Source organism: Streptomyces sp. NPDC018045, from assembly GCF_044327445.1.
In the GTDB taxonomy this organism is placed as follows: Bacteria; Actinomycetota; Actinomycetes; order Streptomycetales; family Streptomycetaceae; genus Streptomyces.
In genome coordinates this window covers 84393-99793 of sequence record NZ_JBIRFL010000026.1, presented here as the reverse complement: position 1 = coordinate 99793, position 15401 = coordinate 84393, and the positions used below count along the sequence as shown (strand labels likewise).

The window sequence follows — 15401 nt, the reverse complement described above, 5'->3', positions numbered from 1 at the left end:
CGCCTCACCGGCGAGAACACCATCTCCTGGCGCCACCCGACATCACCGGATCAAACACGCATGACGGGATGAAACAACGGGAGAAAACGACCTCTGAGGGCGCGGGCGATGTGCCGTGCGTCGGCGGCGGCCTGGTACAGCGCGCCGCTGAGCGGGTTGGTGTACCCGGCGAAGTACAGGCCGGGCGCGTCCGGGCTGGTGCGCGCGCCGGACACGAGCGGGTGCCCACGGGCGCCGAGGACGGGCAGGGGGTCGAGCAGGGGCTCCAGGCCGGGGCGGTAGCCGGTGGCGGCGACGACGATGTCCGGGGTCAGTTCCGTACCGTCGGCCAGTACGACCCGCGGTCCGTCGAGGCCGGTCACCGCGGCGACCGGCCGGACGTGCCCGGCCCGTACGGCGGCGACGATGCCCCGGTCGTGGACGGGGCTGGCGCCGTCCCGGGCGGAGCGGGAGTACAGGCCCTCGGCAGGGGCCGGCAGCCCGTGTGCGGACAGGTCCGGGAGGGACAGCCGCCGCATGAGGCCGGCGGCCCGGTCGCCCCAGGCGGGCGGGAGGCGGTGCGCCCAGAGGCCGAGGGCCTGCCAGCGGCTGCTGCCCCGGGGGACGATGTTCGGCGGGGTCCGTACGGAGAGCCAGACGCGCGCCGCCCCGGCCCGGCCGACGGCGACGGCAATCTCGGTACCGCTGTTCCCGGCGCCCACGACGAGCACCGTACGGCCGGTGCAGGACTCGGCACCGCGGTACTCCCGGGAGTGCAGCAGGCGGCCGGTGAAGGTGGCGCGGCCGGGCCAGTCGGGTACGTACGGGACGCGGTTGCGGCCGGTCGCCAGGACGACCGCGCGGGCGGGGTGTTCGCCGGAGCCGGTCCGCACGTACCAGCGGGCCGCCGCCTGCGCGTACGGGGTGTCCGCCGTGCACGCCGGTGCGGGCCGCAGGTGTTCGGCGGTGGTGTGCGTACGGATGTCGAGCCGGTGGTGGGTGGCGTAGCGCTCCAGGTAGTCGGCCCAGTCGTCGCGGCTCACCCATGTACCGCATCCGCGGGGCACGGCCAGGCCCGGCAGCCCGGACAGGGCGCGGGTGGTGTGCAGCCGCAGGTGGTCGTAGTGGCCGCGCCAACTGTCGCCGATCCGGGCGCCGCTGTCGATGACGACGGCAGGGACGCGAGCGCGTCGCAGCATCGCGGCGGTCGCCAGCCCGCTGGGCCCGGCACCGATGACGACGACGGGCGGGGGCGCGGAGTCTCGGGTAGCAGCCATGGTGACCTGCAAACGAATCGCCCGATGCCGGGTCACGGACGGCGGAAGCGGGCGGTGCGGCGGCGGGGCCGCCGTCGCGGGGGGGGGCGGGGGTTTGCCCAACTCACCCCGCGACGCGGCCTCGGCTCTTTCGGCAGCCCGCCCGACGCGCTCAGGCGTTGTCAGGAAGTACGGGGAACGCGCCGCATGGCCCACAGCACCGGGCCGCCGCCCGGCAGTTGCGCCTCCCCGAGCACGGCGAAGCCGAAGTGTTCGTAGATCGGGAGGTTGGCCGGCTTGGAGGACTCCAGGTAGACGGGCAGGCCCGCCGCGTCGGCCTGGGCCAGCCCGGAGCGCAGCAGCGCGGCCCCGTGCCCCTGCCCCTGGGCGGCCGGGTCGGCGCCGAGCACCGCGAGGTACCAGTGCGGCTCCTGGGGGGCGTGCTCGGCCGCCGCCGTGACGGCGTCGCGGAACAGTGAAGCCCGGTCGCCGAGGATCTCCTGGAGTTCCTCGACGGTCTCCGCGTCGGGAACGGCCTTCGCCTGTCCCTCCGGCGGCACCCAGAAGGCGGCCGCCGCGTCGGTGCGTTCGCACACGCCGTGGCGGGCGTACTGCCGGGTGAACAGGGTGGTGAAGTAACGGCCCAGCCCGGTCTCGCGGGTGGACTCCTCGGGGAAGAACCAACGCATCATCGGATCGTCGTCGAAGGCGCGGGCCAGGGTACTGCTGACCAGTCGGGCGTCATCGACCGTCGCCCTCTGCGGGGTGTTCGTTATCGGCACATCGGTCATTCTGCACCCCTGGTGATCTTCACGGGCCGGAGGGTGGGGTGTTCTCGTCCCGCTCGTCGCGAATCCGCGTTCAGCCGGCGGTGATCGCGAGCCGACCGGGCCGAAAAGCCGTTCCCCTCCTGCGTCCGAGCGACCCGAGCCGCCCTGCCGCCCCGGCCCCGGCCGCGGGACGGGGCCGGGGCGGGGCGGCACCGGGACCGGTCGGCGGCCCACCCGCCGATGCTCATCTGCCGCTCACCCGGCGCCCAGGGTGGCGCGGATCGTCTTGCCGCCCGTCGGGGCGTCGAGGACGTCGAGGGTGCGCGCGAGGGCGTACACGATCAGCAGCCCGCGGCCGCTCTCGTCGCCGTCGCCGGCCGGGTGGATCCGGGGCCGGTCCGGGCAGTCGTCGCTCACCTCGACCGTCAGGGTGCCGTCCTGGGCGCACAGGCTCAGCCGGCAGCTACTGCGGGTGTGGCGGGTGACGTTGGCGACCAGTTCCGTGACGACCAGCGAGGCGTCCGCCGGGTCGGCGGGGCAGGTCCCGGTGGTCCCGTCCCGGGTGAGGAAAGCGGCGGTCAGCCAGCGGGCCCAGAAGACGGTTTCGTGGGCGTGCGGCAAGAGGTATTCGGCCCGCGTCGTCCGGACGCGGGCGCGACGGCGGGTACCCAACGTTCGGCTCACTCCCCCCAAGGGCCAGCCGGCCCCCGTGGGTTGCGCCTCGGTGGCCGGATCGCGGCGGCTGGTCTGTACCACCCATGCCCCGTTCGAGTGACGGCCACGCACTCCGGGTGCCGTGTGTCTCCGGTGGGACGCTGCCCCGGCGCGTGCTTGTCCCCCCGGAATCGGGGGCATCACACCGGATGAGGCCGACGGGCGGGTCGGTGAACGCCCGGGACACCATCGGACCGCCCACGCGCTCGGCCACGACTGCCCGGCCACCTCGCAACGGGCCGGGACTCGTCCACCGACGGAGGAGACGCCCGTGTCTGGTCTCGCACGCTGCTTCCGTGGCCGCCGCGCTCCCCGCCGCCTCGTCCGTACCGGCGCCCGCTGGTGGCGGCACGACCGCGGGGCGCGCAGGCGGACGACCGGCTCGTACCTCAGGAGCGACGGACCGTGCTGGCGCGCGCGGCGGGAGGGGGAGACGCTGCTGCTGTCGGTCCACGGCGACCTGGATCTGGAGCTCGCCCGGCGGCTGGGTCCCGCCCTGCCCCAGGTGTCCTCGCCGGCCGTCCGCACGGTGGTGCTGGACCTGAGTCAGGTCACCTTCTTCGACTGCAGCGGGCTGCAGTGGCTGTGCGAGGTACGGGCCCTGGTGGCCGCGCACGGCGGGGAGACCTTTCTGCGCCAGCCGCCGCGCTGCGTGTACCGGGTGCTGCAACTGGTGCCCCTGTCCCGGCCGTTCGCCTTGCTGCCCGCCGCCGGTACGGGCTCCGCGCGCCCGGAAGGGACGGCGGGAAGCGGCCGTTCGGCGGGCAGCGGCGCCCGCCGCCTCGCCGTGCGCCGCCGGAGGGCCGCATACGGCCCCACCCGGCCGCACGGCGGCTAACGGGGCCCCTGGCGGGCCCGGATGCCGGACCGCGGCCGCCCGGCATCCGGGCCGCGGGCCCTCTCTCAGGGGTGGCGCAAGTCGCCGCCTCCGGTCCGGACACGCCTGGTACCCGTGCCCGCGTACGGATAGCGTGGTCGGCCCGGCCCATGGGTGTTGGTGCGAACGCGCTCGGAGGTGCGAGATGCCGCACGCTGACGGGTTGCTGGTCAACATGGTCGCCGACTGCGACGCGTGCGCGGTGGTACGCGTCAGCGGAGCCCTCGACCATGCCGGGGAGCAGTTCTTCCGTACGACGATGGGCGGCCATGTCGACGCCGGTTACCGCTACGTGGTCATGGACTGCTCGGCGCTGGTCTACTGCAACTCCCGCGGTCTGAACTGCCTGCTCGGGCTGCACTGGCTGCTCAGCCGCCGGCGCGGCCGCCTCCTGCTCGCCTGCGTGGGGCGCCGCGTGCTGTGGATGCTGGAGCACACCGGCAGCAGGGAGGTGCTGGTCGTCTTCCCCACCGTGACCCGGGCGCTGGCCAGCCTGCCCGTGCACCATCGCCCCACCTGGCCGCCGCCGCATCCGGTGAGCGCCGGTCCGGGCGCCTGATCCCGGACACGGGGCGCGCCGGCGCCGGATCACCGGCCGCCGAAGTCCTGGGGCCGGTCACGGCAGGCGTCCTCGACACCGGCGTAGCGGGGGAACTGCTCCGCGTAGCCGGTCAGCCGGAGCAGCAGGTCGACGGCTTCGTGGTCGTAGACCAGGCGCACCCAGCCGCCGACCGCCTCGCAGCGCGCCTGGGCCTTCATGAGTTCCTGGAGGCCGCTGCTGTCGATGAAGGTCACCCGCCGCAGGTCGGCGACCACGCGGGCCGGGAGTGCAGCATCGTTCCCTCTGAGCTGGTCCCGGAAGGCCGGTGCCGTGGCCAGATCGATCTCGCCCACCGGGCAGATCACCCGGCAGCCCTCCCTCAGCTCGGGACACCGGGTGTTCATGGCGGCCAACTCCTCGGGGACGGCGCGGCCCGCACGACCGGGTCTGCGGCGGGGCTGCTGGCAGCTTACGGACACCACACGCGCAGACGAAGCCGAAGGTTCATGAATCAATGAAACTTTCACGAAAGACTTCTACTGATCACCCAGCGATCGTCGTTGCCCGCTCGGCATCACAGTTCGCTCGGCCATCCCGGGCCGATCATCCAATAATCCGTGCACCGGTTCGAGAGGCGATACGGAGGCCGGACCGGAAGGCGCGATGCCGCCGGCCCGAGCCCGTCGTACGCATGACCGCCCCCACCGTGCACACGACCAGCCTGCCGTGCGCATGACCACTCCTACCGCTCCGCGGCCGCCCGATAGGTGCACACGTGAACGCCCGCACCACTGGTGACCGTGGAGACCAGTTCGAAGGTGCGCTTCCCGCCGTCCGCCGGGAAGATCGTCTTTCCGCCGCCGAGCAGTACGGGCATGATCATCAGCCGGAGTTCGTCGGCCAGCCCCGCCGCCAGGAGCGTGCGCGCGAGCGTGGGGCTGCCCATGACCAACAGGTCGCCGCCCTCGGTGGCACGCAGGTCCCGGACCCGGGCGACCGCCTCGCCGCCCGGGATGCGGACGGTGTTGTCCCAGGTCAGCTCGTCGTCCTTCAGCGTGCCGGAGACCACGTACTTCCTGATGGAGTTCATCCGGTCGGCGAACGGCTCGCCGCCTCTGTCCGGCCAGGCCGCGGCCATCGTCTGCCAGGTGCGCCGCCCGAACAGCAGGGCGTCGGCGCTCCTCAGGGCCTCGTCGAAGGCGCCGCCCACGGTCTCCGGATCGAAGAACGCCTGCGACCAGCCACCGTGCGCGAACCCGCCGTCGGTGTCCTCCTCGGGGCCGCCCGGCGCCTGCACGACACCGTCCAGACTCATGAACTCGTTGATCGCGACACGCATGGGGCTCGCTCCTCGTCCTCGGTACGGATGTCCGGCGCCGCGGCTCGCCGCGCCGCAGCGGCATCATCGGGCCCCCAGCCCGCCCCCACGAGTCGGCGCACCCCGTAAGGCCCCGGCCCGCGCCCCCGATCAGCGCTCAGGAGCGGGCCCGTGGTGGCGGTGGGCCCGCTCCTGAGGTCGTGCGCAGTGACGCGTCAGATCAGCACTTGTTGTCCGGGTGGACGGAACCGCCGTCGTCGAGGTTCTTGTTGTAGACCCAGCCGTTGACGTTGAGGCCGTCGATCCGTACGTGCGTCCACTTGTTGCCCGCGGAGTTCTTCACCCAGCAGTGGTAGAAGAGCACGCGGGCGGTGCCCACCGTGGCGACCACACCGCACTCCTTGTTGGGGCCGGTGCGGATCTTGACGGTGGCGTCGCGCGCGGTGCCCTTGGCGCCGGACTTGTTCGACCAGCCGGGGTGGGTACACGCGTCCGCACCGGAGGGCGCGGCGCCGGCGGACGGCGCGGTGACGGTGAGCGTGGCACCTGACAGGAGGAGCGGTACGGCGATGGCCACGGCGCATCTCGCGCGCTTCTTCAGTGTCATGGTTTTCCCCCTTGCTCGGCGGGCGCCCGTACGGCTGGCCCGGTTGCACCGAGCATGGCGTGCCGGAGCGTGATACGCGGGACACGAGAGTCATCTGTCCAGAAATCGCACCGGAGGGGCCAGTTCCTGAATGCGCCCCGTGTCCCCACTTGCACCCGTTGATCACCCCGCGTCCGCCCGGGCGTCCCGCTACGGCGCCATCTCGTACGCCCCGGAAAGGGCTTCGACGCGCTCCCAGACCCGCGCGGAGCGGGCCTCGTCGACGACCGGGCGGCGGACCGCGGACAGGGCCCAGTCCTGCTGGGCCTCGGTGGCCGAGTCCTTGCCGTGCAGTTCGACGGCGTGCGCGGAGAAGTCGCGGACGAGGACGGCGAACAACTCGTCGAGGACGTCCGTGTCGAGGTCCGTCAGGCGGGCCTGTTCGAGGATGAGCTGGCCGTGCACGACCAGCGCGAAGAGCTGGCCGACGGCGAGCAGCAGGTCGAGGTCGCGGCTCTGCTCCTCGTCGGGGGCGGCGGTGGTGACGAACGTGCACAGGGCGTCCGCCTGCTCCCGGAGGCGGGCGACGTTGGGCAGCTCGGCGTACGCGTCGTAGGCGGCGCGCCAGTCGTGGAACCGGACGGCCCCCAGTCCGCGGGCCGGGCCCTGCCGGAAGAGGAAGGCGTCGTCGGCCGCGTCGAGGCGGGTCGGTACGGGTGCGTACTCGGCCGGGTTCAGCAGATGGTTGCCCATGAACTTGAGGATCAGCGCGAGGTTGACGTGGACGGTGCCCTCCAGCTTCGGCAGGCCGCGGATCTCGGTGGCGGCCTGCGCGAAGTAGGTGTCCTTCTCGAAGCCCTTGGCGGCGATGACGTCCCACATCAGGTCGATGACCTTCTCGCCCTCGGTGGTCACCTTCATCTTCGTCATCGGGTTGAAGAGCAGGTAACGGCGGTCGTCGGGGCCGGCGGAGCGGAAGTAGTCGACGGCACGGTCGCTGAACAGCTTCATTCCGACGAGGCGTACGTACGCGTCGGTCAGCTCGCGGCGCACGTGCGGGAAGGCGGTGACCGGGCGGCCGTAGAGGATCCGGTTGCCGGCGTGGGTGACGGCCTCGTACATCGCGTGCTCGCAGATGCCGATCGAGGCGGTGCAGAGGTTGAACTTGCCGACGTTGACGGTGTTCAGCGCGGCGTCGAAGGCGGCGCGGCCGGTGTGCAGGATGTCGTCCGGGCCGACCGGGTAGGCGTCGAGGCGGAACTCGCTGACGTACTTCGAGGAGTCGACGACGTTCTTCACCAGGTGGTACGCCGGGTGGCGGCTGTCGGCCGCGAAGAAGACGTAGCCGTCGGGGCCCTCGACGTCGGTGCGGCGGCCGAAGACGGAGACGAGTCCGGCGGCGTTGCCGTTGCCGATGTAGTACTTGGCGCCCCTGGCGAGGAAACCGCCGTTGCCGTCGGGTTCCAGGAGCATGTCGGTGTGGTAGATGTCGGCGCCGTGCGCCTTCTCGGACAGGCCGAAGGCGAACACCTCACCCTCCGCGAGGAGTTCCGCCGCACGGGCGCGGGCGGCGGCGTTGTCGCTCTGCCAGACCGGTCCGAGGCCGAGGATGGTGACCTGCCACGCGTACCAGTAGTCGAGCCCGTAGAACCCGAAGATCTCGTTGAGGGCGGCGATGCGGGCGGTGTCCCAGCGCTTGTCCTCGGCACCGCCGGCCGCCGCGGCCGGGGTGAGGAAGGTGGCGAACAGTCCCTCCTCGGCCGCGAACGCGAGGAAGTCGGCCAGCCAGGCGCGGGAGCGGTAGTCCTCGATCAGCCGACGCTTGCCACGGCCCTCGAACCAGTCGACGGTGGCACGCAGCAGCCTGCGGGTCTCCGGGTCGAAGTGCGCCGGGTCGTAGGTACGCGGGTTGAAGAGCAGCGGGTCGGCCATGGGGTCCGCCTTTCGGGGTCGGGTGGGTGGTCGGGGTGTGGATACGGGAGGGGTATGTGGGCGCTACGGGGGTGGAGAGGCGGTACGGGCGCGGCGGGCGATTCCGAATACATCGGGCCGAACCGGGCGCCAGGCCACGGTTCTCGGCACGGCCGAGCGCACGGGCCGGACTGCAACCGGCCCTCCCGTTCCGCCGCTTGCGCTCACCCCGCGGGCCCGAGGCCGTGGAGCGTGGTGAGCACGTCCTCCAGCCAGGCGATCGTCATCCGCTCGTACGCGATGCCGCCGCGCAGCACGACGTGCTGGAGCTGCTGTCCGGCGTCGAGGACGGCCGGCGCTTCGGGACCGGTGAAGTCGCGCCGCTCCCCCGCCAGGTAGTGCGCGAGCCGGTCGGTGTGCACCTGATGGTGCCGTTCGACCTCACGGATCAGCGCGGCCGGGTCGTCGAAGGCCGCGCCGCGGATCTTGACGGCGAGGTCGTGGCGTACGCTCTCGGGCTCGATCGGCTCGTGCAGCCACGAGGAGAGGGCGTCCTGCCCGAGAGCGGCGACGGAGTACTCCTTCTTGTCCGGCCGCCCCTGCTGCGGCACCTCGCGGACATCGACCCAGCCGTCGGTCTCCATCCGTTTGAGGACGCGGTAGATCTGCTGGTGAGTGGCGGTCCAGAAGTAGCCGATGGACCGCTCGAACCGCCGGGCCAGCTCATAGCCGGAGCCCGGCTTCTCCAGCAAGGAGACGAGGATCGCGTGTTCGAGCGCCATACCCCGATCCTGCTATGCAACGAGTTGCATAGACAAGCGCCACCGCGCAGGTGAGACACGGGTCACCCGGTCGGCGCTCCGGACCGTCTCCTCAGCGATCAGCGAGACCGGACAAGACGCCCAGCCCGGCCCTGCCTACCTCGGCCCGTGTACCGCGCTACTCCTTGCGGTACGGACGGAGGCGGTCGTGCGAAGCACTCGCCGCGCCGGCCGCCGGGACGGACCGGCTCCGCGCGCCGGACGCACCCCGGACGTCCTGCGAGGGCACCGCCGGACAGGACTCGACCAGGATGAACGCCACGTCGTCGGCGAGGGCGCCGTCCGTGTGGCGCAGCAGGGCCTCCTCGACCGCGTCGGCGGCCTCGTCGAGCACTGCCCGGGAGCAGGCGGACCGCAGACCGGCGAGATCGACCATGTCGCCCTGGGGGCTGCGGGCCTCGGCCAGGCCGTCGGTGTAGAACAGCATGCGGTCACCGGGGGCGAGGACGGCTTCCTGGACGACCGGCATGGGGTGCAGGCCCAGCGGGGTGGTCGGTTCGGGCGGGGCGAGCAGGCGGGGCGGGGCGTCGGCGGGCAGGTGGAGGGGCGGGTGGTGGCCGCAGTTGGCCAGCCTGACGCGGGTGGCGGCGGGCCGGTCGGTGGTGCGGAACTCGGCGGCCAGGGCGGTGACGAAGTCCTCGGCACCGAGCATGGCGGCCAGGCGCCGGTCGGTGGCGTCCAGGACGGCGGGCAGGTCGGGGCGGGTGTAGGCGCTGTCCCGGAAGAAACCGATCGCGGCGGCCGACAGCCGCACGGCCTCCAGGCCGCTGCCCCGCACGTCCCCGATCAGCAGACGCAGCCCGGCGGACGTGTGCGCGAAGGCGTACAGGTCGCCCCCGATCAGGGCCTGCGGCGAAGCGGAGTGGTAGCGCGCGCACACGGCCACGCCACCGAGCCGGAAGGAGGTGGGCTGGAGGATGGCGCGCTGCGCGACGGACGAGGTCTCGGTCAGCTCACCTTCGTGCGACACACGCTGCGCGGCACTCCAGGTGGCGTACGCGCCGCCCAGCGCGAGCACGGCCAGGCGCACCTGCACGTCCCGTTCGCCGAGACCGCCCTCCCACACCGCGACACCGGCGGCCAGCACCACCACGTACAGGGCGACGGAGCCGGTAAGGGGGCCGTCGAGCCGGGTGGCGGCCAGCAGCGTACAGATCAGCAGCAGTCCGGCCAGACTGTGCCCCGCGCCCAGGACCAGGTCACCGACCGCTATGGGAACGCCTGAGAACAGCGCGAACAGCAGCCACCTGCGATCGCGGTCCAGGCGCATACGCCCTCTCCTCCTGCCTCGCGGCGCGGGAGGTCCCCGTGGGCAGCCCACCCCCGCCCGGCCCACCCGGGCAGATGTCGGCAACCGAACGGAATCGACAAGCACGGATCACGCGAGGGGCACTACCGACCGGCCTTGACCTCTCCTGCACCTTCCGCAGGAGATATGCCCGCTGGCCAGTCCACTTGCACATGCCGAACAGAGGTACGCCCATGGGGTGGTGGGAACCATGCGGGCATGTACGCGGGAGTGGCCATCGGGTCCGCAGGTCAGCCGGTGAGGCGCTTCAACCGGTCAACGCGGCAAGAGCGTTGGCGAGTGCTTCACCTCCTTGCTGGACCGCTGTCCCCGCAACCAGGGCCGGAAGGTCTTGCGCGATGCGGCGCAGTACGCCGCATCGCTCATCGGGGGACGTCAGCGAGGAGTCGATGTCATCGGCCATGGCGCGGAGCGTCCTCGCGTTGTACAGATCGTTTTCGTTCCTCGCGATGTCCGTCCTGAACGAGGCGAGGAGTTCGCGTACCGACTCGATGTCGACGGCGCCGTGGACCGAAGCTGATTGATACACCTGGGAGATGTTCTGTCCCACGACGTTCTGCAAGGGCGCATCATTGTTGCCGCCGATATTGATTCCCGAGCCACTTCCCGGCTCCTCAGGACGACGCCTTCCCAATGCCATCAGTTGTCTCCCTGATCCGTGTTCTTCTGCCTCACATCGCTGATGCCACTGCCCGCGACATTCTGGATGGGAGCGTTGTTGTCACCGAAAACCTGAATGTTGGTGATGACTGCGGCCACCTGCCTCTCGTATGCGGCGGTGTCGATGCCCAGTTCGTCGAGATACACGGCGACAGTCCGGAACACGCAGGTCTGCATCAGCACGACATGCCGCTTGGCGTCGTCGCTCATGTGCATGTCCACGACCTCTTCGGTCGAATATCGGTCGCGCAGGCTCACCGGGTCCTTCTCCGCCACCCGCGCTTCGGTCTTCTCACCGAGCCTGGCAGCCAGACGCCACAGTGTGACCGGGCCTGCCACCGAGTCCAGGAGAGACTGCACCGTCAGCCAACCGAGCAGGCGCAGCCCTCTCTTCCCGGCAGGTGCCACCGTCACCCGCAAATCGTTGTAGAGCGGCGTATTCACGTGCGGCCGTACGGTCAGACGCAACTCGCGCGCCTCCAAGGCGGCATGAACGAATACGCTGACCACAACTTGACCGCTCCAACTGATGCATTGCGCCCGTAAATACAGGCGGTTCGGCACACTGGAGGAAGAACTGCGTCCGAGTCCCCTCAGGTCGGGTGGTTCCGGCTCCGCGTCACGGGCACCTTGCAGCCACAGGACGGACGGTAGGCCGTTCACCTTCTCCATGGAGAAGCCGGGCAGCGGATCGGTGATCTCTCGGGCCCCGTGGCCCAGCTCGCTCAGGTCCATACCGATCCGGTGCAGCAGCTCGGACTGCCCCAGCCGCCCTGGTGACCTCCCCGGCTCTTTCGCCTTCAGCGGGATGTCGATATGTGCAGGGCCCCAGACCTCTCGTCCGGCTCCGACAAAGCGCTCCGGCGCGTCGTACGGCAGCTCCGGCCGCGTCTGGTCCTTCCCGATCCCGGCCAACCGGCGACCGGCCTTCGGAGCGACCCAGGGTATCCGGCCCACAGGACTGTCGTCCCGGCTCAGTACAGCGAGCGTCGCCCGGGCCAGGAGCCGGTCTCCCGCACACACCAGCCCAGTGGTGACAAGAAGAACGAACGGCAGCAGCACCAGCGACCAACCCATCCCGAGCACCCCGGTACCAGCGGATTCGAATGGCACCACCGCGAGAGCCCAGGGCACACACAACACGAAGTACGCCAGGCGCGGAGTCCGGGCCAGCCGGCTCGCCCTCCCTTTACGCGCCGCCCGGTACGCGGCCCATCGCATGATCAGGGCAACGAGCACGGCACCGCCCCAAACTGCGGTGGCCCACGGCATGACGTATCCGACGAATGCGCCCAGGAGGAGGATGCACACACGTCGTGCCCACCGCCGTCTCCGTGCACGGAGGCTGTGCGCCACCACTGGCACCAGGTCGAACCCGTACGACGGAACAGGCAACCGAGGCCCGTGGAGCACGTGGTCGACGACCCACTGCGCCGCTGGTTCCCCCAAAGGCGGGCAGTCGTCGCGGCCCTCCAGGTAAACGGGCCGCCGTGTGCTACGACGCGCCTTCTTCGGGGCCACCTCCTTGTGACGAACCTTGCGCCACCACGCCTTGACGTCGTCCACCCGGTCTCGGCGGGCGTAGACCGCCTGGCACAGGAGCCGCGTCACCTCGGACTCCGCGGGATCCTCCCGCGCCGCACGGGATCCGCCACTCCCCGGCCCGGCCTGCACCGGCACGGACGGTCCGTCTTCCGCTCCGCCTCGCACCCTTACGCGATCGCGCGCTCGTAGAAATCCCATGCCGCCCCCCGTTCAGCGATACGGCGGGCATCCTGGCGGCGAACGGCGCACTCCGCCAGTCCCGAACACGACAATGCCCACGGCACCCGACAGGCCGACCTTGCCACCGATCCGTTGCCGGTCGACGTCTGGCCGCAGAGCCTCCGTCTCACGAGTGACAACTGATCCGGCATGCAACAGGGATGAAGTCGACATCAGGTGCGGGAACGCAAACACCATGGGGCACGGGTGGACGACCGCCGCGCGACGGCACGGCTTCACCCCCTCCCCCGCGGAGGGTGAGAAGCCGTGCGGCGAGCGGGGGTGGTGACGGGGTGGTTCCGCTCGTCTGGGGTCCGATCTTGCGGAGAACGGTGGGCCGTGTCAACCAATAGGCGGAGGCTGTTCGGAAAGGGCAGGTCAGCGGGGTGAACATTCTGCGGGGGCGTCTACTGCCGTTTATTTGCTGGGGTGTTGAGGGGTACTGGTGTCCGGGTGCGCGGGCTAGGATGCGGCCATGTCGTCCACCCCCGAGCCGGATGTGCCGTCGCCGTCGCCCCCGTGCGGGGAGCCGGACGCGGCGCTGTTCGCGCAGCGTCTGCGGCGTCTGATCGACGTGATCTATCCGGCTGCCCAGGGGCGGCCGTACACGGACATCGAGATCGGCAGGCACACCGGCCTGTCCAACCAGTACGTGGGCAAGCTCCGCAAGGGGCAGTCCGTGCCGAGCCTGGTCAACGCCGGGCGGCTGGCGCGGCTGTTCGGGGTGTCCACGGACTACTTCCTCAATCCGCCCGACCACCCCGCCGTACGGTCCGTCGAACGCAACCTGCGGATGATCGAGACGCACCGTGCGGGCACACCGCAGCAGGTCGCGCACCGCTCCGCCGGGGGCGCGGCGGACGCCGGGCTCCTCGACGACGAAGAGGTGCGGCAGATCGCCGAGGGGGCCGCGGAGCTGCCGCCGGCCATGCGGGGGCCGGTGCGGGCCGTCATCGAGCAGTTGCGCAAGGCCATCGGGCTGGGCGGCGACGAGACCGTACGTGGCTGAGCGATGGCGGGCGGGGGCGGGCGGGGGCTGCGGGTGGCCGGTGGGTTGTGGTATGCCGTTGAGTTCGCCGAGACGGGAGGGGACCTGTGAGCGCCTCGCCTTCATCTGTCGGGCGTGCGGTTCGCTGGCGGTTGCCCGAAGGACAGGAGAGCGCGTTCGTGGGGTTACGTAGCGCCCGGCGCAAGTGCCGGGCCCTGCTGGAGCAGGCCGGCCTGCCGCCGTACTCCACCGTGCAGGAGTTGTGCGAGCGCCTCGGGGAGCGGCGCGGGCGCCCGATCGTGCTGGTCGCGCGGGAGACGACGCTCGATGAGCGGTCCGCGCAGTCCGGCCGGTTCGAGCAGCATCTGACCGAGGACCGGATCCACTACCCCTTGCACACCAGCGAGGCGCATCAGGCGCACATCATCTGCCACGAGATCGCCCACCTCCTGCTCGCCCACGTCCCCGAACTCGACGCGCTGGACCCTGAGGTGGCCCGGCTGGTCCTGGGCCGTTCGCACTACGCCGACCCGGCGGAGGAGCAGGCCGAGATCCTCGGCACCCTGCTGTGGCAGCAGCTCGCGCTGGCCCCCGACGAGGCGGCGAGCCCGTCGGTGGTCGGCTCGCTGGAGCACCGCGGGAGCCGGCATGTATGACCTCGTCGCCACCTGTCTCTACCTGGCCATCGGCGCGCTGTGGGTGGTGCTGGCCGTCTTCAAGTCGCGTGCCTGGCGGCGGCACCGGTTCCCGGCGCTGCTGGTCATGGCGGCGGCCTCGGCCGCCACGGCGGTCTCCTTCCTGTGCTCGGCCCCCGCCGTGGCGGCCGTCGTCAACGGGGCGTCCGGCGTCAGCTTCCTGGGCCTGCTGATCGTGTACGTCGCGAGGCTGCTGTTCGGCGCCGGTGCCGTCGTACTCGTCCTGCTGTGGGCGCCGCCGTCGCGGCGGCGGGCCGGGGAGCCGGCGTGGGCCGTTCCGTACGCGGCGGTGCGGACGGCGGTCCGGCGCAAGGTGGGGTGGGTGTACGGGCCGGTGATCGCGGCCATGATCCTGCTGTTCGCCTGCTTCCCGCCGGGGCTGGACAGTTCGCTGCCCCTGGACACCACGTACGCGGCGGAGCCGTCGGTCCTCGCCTTCCTGCTGCTCTACCAGGCGGCGTTCGCGTGGGGGCTGTGGCAGCTCGGACGTACCTGCTGGAGACACGCGGCCGCCGTGGCCGCGCAGCGGCTGCTGCGCCGGAGCCTGCGATGCCTGGCCGTCGGCAGCGGGCTGATCGGCGGCTACTGCCTCACCAAATGTGTCGCCATCGGCGCCGCGGCGGCCGGCACCCACGTCCTGGACCCGGTGGGGTCCATCGTCAGCCCGCTGTCCGGCTGTGCCGGCTGCCTGGTCCTCGCCGTGGGCTGGGCGGGCGCCGCCGCGGCCACCTGGCGTCAGCGGCGCGCCGACTACCGTGCCCTGCGGCCCCTGTGGGCGGCGGCCATGCAGGTGGACGGGCGGCTGGCGCTGGACGCGCCGCAGCGCCCGTGGGCGGAGTGGCTGACCGCGCGGGACCTGGAGTGGCGGCTGACCCGCCGTACGCGGGAGATCCGCGACGGGCAGCTCGCGCTGCGCCCGTGGGTCCCGGAGGACGTCGTGGCGGCCGCCCGCCGGTGTGCGGACGCGTACGCGGACATGGCGCCGCAGGAGAAGGAGGCCGCGGTCGCGGCGGCGGCGTTCGCCGGCGGCCTTCGCGCGCTGCGGGCCCGGCAGCGCCCGGAACGGCACTGCGCGCACCCGCCCGGGACGGATGTCGCCCCCGCCGACGAGCGCCGTCATCTCGTCCTCGTGGCCCGGCACCTCCAGGGGCCTTTCGTCACCCGGGTGCTGGCCGAGACGTGCTGAGAAGGAGGAGCAGGATGGGACGGACG

16 protein-coding genes are annotated in these 15401 nt (G+C 71.8%); 5 read left to right on the top strand and 11 right to left on the bottom strand.

The genetic code is table 11. The annotated features are described in order from the left end of the window. Nucleotides 1-50 precede the first annotated feature (50 nt). The 3 genes from ACH4EB_RS33065 to ACH4EB_RS33055 form a co-directional block, all read right to left on the bottom strand. The gene (locus tag ACH4EB_RS33065) at nucleotides 51-1256 is read right to left on the bottom strand and encodes a flavin-containing monooxygenase (protein WP_398351914.1); all 1206 of its coding nucleotides are present in this window, start codon (nucleotides 1254-1256) and stop codon (nucleotides 51-53) included. A 161-nt stretch (nucleotides 1257-1417) separates the two neighbouring features. Then, complete coding sequence (locus ACH4EB_RS33060) at nucleotides 1418-2026, bottom strand: GNAT family N-acetyltransferase (RefSeq protein WP_398351913.1); 609 nt, start codon at nucleotides 2024-2026, stop codon at nucleotides 1418-1420. A 234-nt stretch (nucleotides 2027-2260) separates the two neighbouring features. Beyond that, a complete protein-coding gene (locus ACH4EB_RS33055; protein WP_398351912.1) occupies nucleotides 2261-2677 on the bottom strand; it encodes an ATP-binding protein in 417 nt (138 codons plus the stop codon). Nucleotides 2678-2990: 313 nt separating this feature from the next. On the opposite strand from ACH4EB_RS33055, the gene ACH4EB_RS33050 reads away from it, so the two are divergent. Further along, the gene (locus ACH4EB_RS33050; RefSeq protein ID WP_398351910.1) at nucleotides 2991-3557 is read left to right on the top strand and encodes an STAS domain-containing protein; all 567 of its coding nucleotides are present in this window, start codon (nucleotides 2991-2993) and stop codon (nucleotides 3555-3557) included. A gap of 184 nt (nucleotides 3558-3741) precedes the next feature. Next, nucleotides 3742-4155 (top strand): STAS domain-containing protein, encoded by a 414-nt coding sequence (locus ACH4EB_RS33045; protein ID WP_398351909.1) that lies wholly within the window; start codon nucleotides 3742-3744, stop codon nucleotides 4153-4155. A gap of 29 nt (nucleotides 4156-4184) precedes the next feature. On the opposite strand, the gene ACH4EB_RS33040 is transcribed toward ACH4EB_RS33045, so the two are convergent. The 8 genes from ACH4EB_RS33040 to ACH4EB_RS33005 form a co-directional block, all read right to left on the bottom strand. Next, nucleotides 4185-4541 carry an STAS domain-containing protein gene (locus tag ACH4EB_RS33040; RefSeq protein WP_398351907.1) on the bottom strand — a complete coding sequence of 119 codons (357 nt, stop codon included), beginning with the start codon at nucleotides 4539-4541 and terminating at the stop codon, nucleotides 4185-4187. 338 nt (nucleotides 4542-4879) lie between these two features. After that, nucleotides 4880-5476, bottom strand: a complete 597-nt coding sequence (locus ACH4EB_RS33035) for a dihydrofolate reductase family protein (RefSeq protein ID WP_398351906.1) — start codon at nucleotides 5474-5476, stop codon at nucleotides 4880-4882. 199 nt (nucleotides 5477-5675) lie between these two features. Continuing rightward, on the bottom strand, nucleotides 5676-6062 hold the full coding sequence (locus ACH4EB_RS33030; RefSeq protein WP_398351905.1) for an SH3 domain-containing protein: 387 nt from the start codon (nucleotides 6060-6062) through the stop codon (nucleotides 5676-5678). A gap of 189 nt (nucleotides 6063-6251) precedes the next feature. Then, entirely contained in the window at nucleotides 6252-7973 is a 1722-nt protein-coding gene (locus tag ACH4EB_RS33025) for an acyl-CoA dehydrogenase family protein (RefSeq protein ID WP_398351904.1), read from the bottom strand. 203 nt (nucleotides 7974-8176) lie between these two features. Further along, the gene (locus tag ACH4EB_RS33020) at nucleotides 8177-8734 is read right to left on the bottom strand and encodes a PadR family transcriptional regulator (protein WP_398351903.1); all 558 of its coding nucleotides are present in this window, start codon (nucleotides 8732-8734) and stop codon (nucleotides 8177-8179) included. Between the two features lie 157 nt (nucleotides 8735-8891). Next, complete coding sequence (locus ACH4EB_RS33015) at nucleotides 8892-10043, bottom strand: PP2C family protein-serine/threonine phosphatase (RefSeq protein ID WP_398351902.1); 1152 nt, start codon at nucleotides 10041-10043, stop codon at nucleotides 8892-8894. Nucleotides 10044-10329: 286 nt separating this feature from the next. Further along, a complete protein-coding gene (locus ACH4EB_RS33010; RefSeq protein ID WP_398351901.1) occupies nucleotides 10330-10722 on the bottom strand; it encodes a hypothetical protein in 393 nt (130 codons plus the stop codon). Further along, complete coding sequence (locus ACH4EB_RS33005) at nucleotides 10722-12053, bottom strand: hypothetical protein (RefSeq protein WP_398351900.1); 1332 nt, start codon at nucleotides 12051-12053, stop codon at nucleotides 10722-10724. The genes ACH4EB_RS33010 and ACH4EB_RS33005 overlap by 1 nt, the downstream gene beginning before the upstream one ends. 928 nt (nucleotides 12054-12981) lie before the next feature. Here ACH4EB_RS33005 and ACH4EB_RS33000 point away from each other — a divergent pair. The 3 genes from ACH4EB_RS33000 to ACH4EB_RS32990 all read left to right on the top strand — a co-directional run bounded on the left by ACH4EB_RS33000 (nucleotide 12982) and on the right by ACH4EB_RS32990 (nucleotide 15375). Then, complete coding sequence (locus tag ACH4EB_RS33000; protein WP_398351899.1) at nucleotides 12982-13515, top strand: helix-turn-helix domain-containing protein; 534 nt, start codon at nucleotides 12982-12984, stop codon at nucleotides 13513-13515. Nucleotides 13516-13673: 158 nt separating this feature from the next. Further along, nucleotides 13674-14150 (top strand): hypothetical protein, encoded by a 477-nt coding sequence (locus ACH4EB_RS32995; protein WP_398351897.1) that lies wholly within the window; start codon nucleotides 13674-13676, stop codon nucleotides 14148-14150. After that, nucleotides 14143-15375 carry an MAB_1171c family putative transporter gene (locus tag ACH4EB_RS32990; protein ID WP_398351895.1) on the top strand — a complete coding sequence of 411 codons (1233 nt, stop codon included), beginning with the start codon at nucleotides 14143-14145 and terminating at the stop codon, nucleotides 15373-15375. Before ACH4EB_RS32995 ends, ACH4EB_RS32990 begins: the two co-directional genes overlap by 8 nt. Nucleotides 15376-15401: the final 26 nt, after the last annotated feature.

Bases quoted from the DNA above. Each gene is read 5' to 3' on its own strand.
- ACH4EB_RS33065 (WP_398351914.1), bottom strand. From the start codon at position 1,256: ATGGCTGCTACCCGAGACTCCGCGCCCCCGCCCGTCGTCGTCATCGGT.
- ACH4EB_RS33060 (WP_398351913.1), bottom strand. From the start codon at position 2,026: ATGACCGATGTGCCGATAACGAACACCCCGCAGAGGGCGACGGTCGAT.
- ACH4EB_RS33045 (WP_398351909.1), top strand. From the start codon at position 3,742: ATGCCGCACGCTGACGGGTTGCTGGTCAACATGGTCGCCGACTGCGAC.
- ACH4EB_RS33040 (WP_398351907.1), bottom strand. From the start codon at position 4,541: ATGAACACCCGGTGTCCCGAGCTGAGGGAGGGCTGCCGGGTGATCTGC.
- ACH4EB_RS33035 (WP_398351906.1), bottom strand. From the start codon at position 5,476: ATGCGTGTCGCGATCAACGAGTTCATGAGTCTGGACGGTGTCGTGCAG.
- ACH4EB_RS33030 (WP_398351905.1), bottom strand. From the start codon at position 6,062: ATGACACTGAAGAAGCGCGCGAGATGCGCCGTGGCCATCGCCGTACCG.
- ACH4EB_RS33025 (WP_398351904.1), bottom strand. From the start codon at position 7,973: ATGGCCGACCCGCTGCTCTTCAACCCGCGTACCTACGACCCGGCGCAC.
- ACH4EB_RS33020 (WP_398351903.1), bottom strand. From the start codon at position 8,734: ATGGCGCTCGAACACGCGATCCTCGTCTCCTTGCTGGAGAAGCCGGGC.
- ACH4EB_RS33015 (WP_398351902.1), bottom strand. From the start codon at position 10,043: ATGCGCCTGGACCGCGATCGCAGGTGGCTGCTGTTCGCGCTGTTCTCA.
- ACH4EB_RS33010 (WP_398351901.1), bottom strand. From the start codon at position 10,722: ATGGCATTGGGAAGGCGTCGTCCTGAGGAGCCGGGAAGTGGCTCGGGA.
- ACH4EB_RS33000 (WP_398351899.1), top strand. From the start codon at position 12,982: ATGTCGTCCACCCCCGAGCCGGATGTGCCGTCGCCGTCGCCCCCGTGC.
- ACH4EB_RS32990 (WP_398351895.1), top strand. From the start codon at position 14,143: ATGTATGACCTCGTCGCCACCTGTCTCTACCTGGCCATCGGCGCGCTG.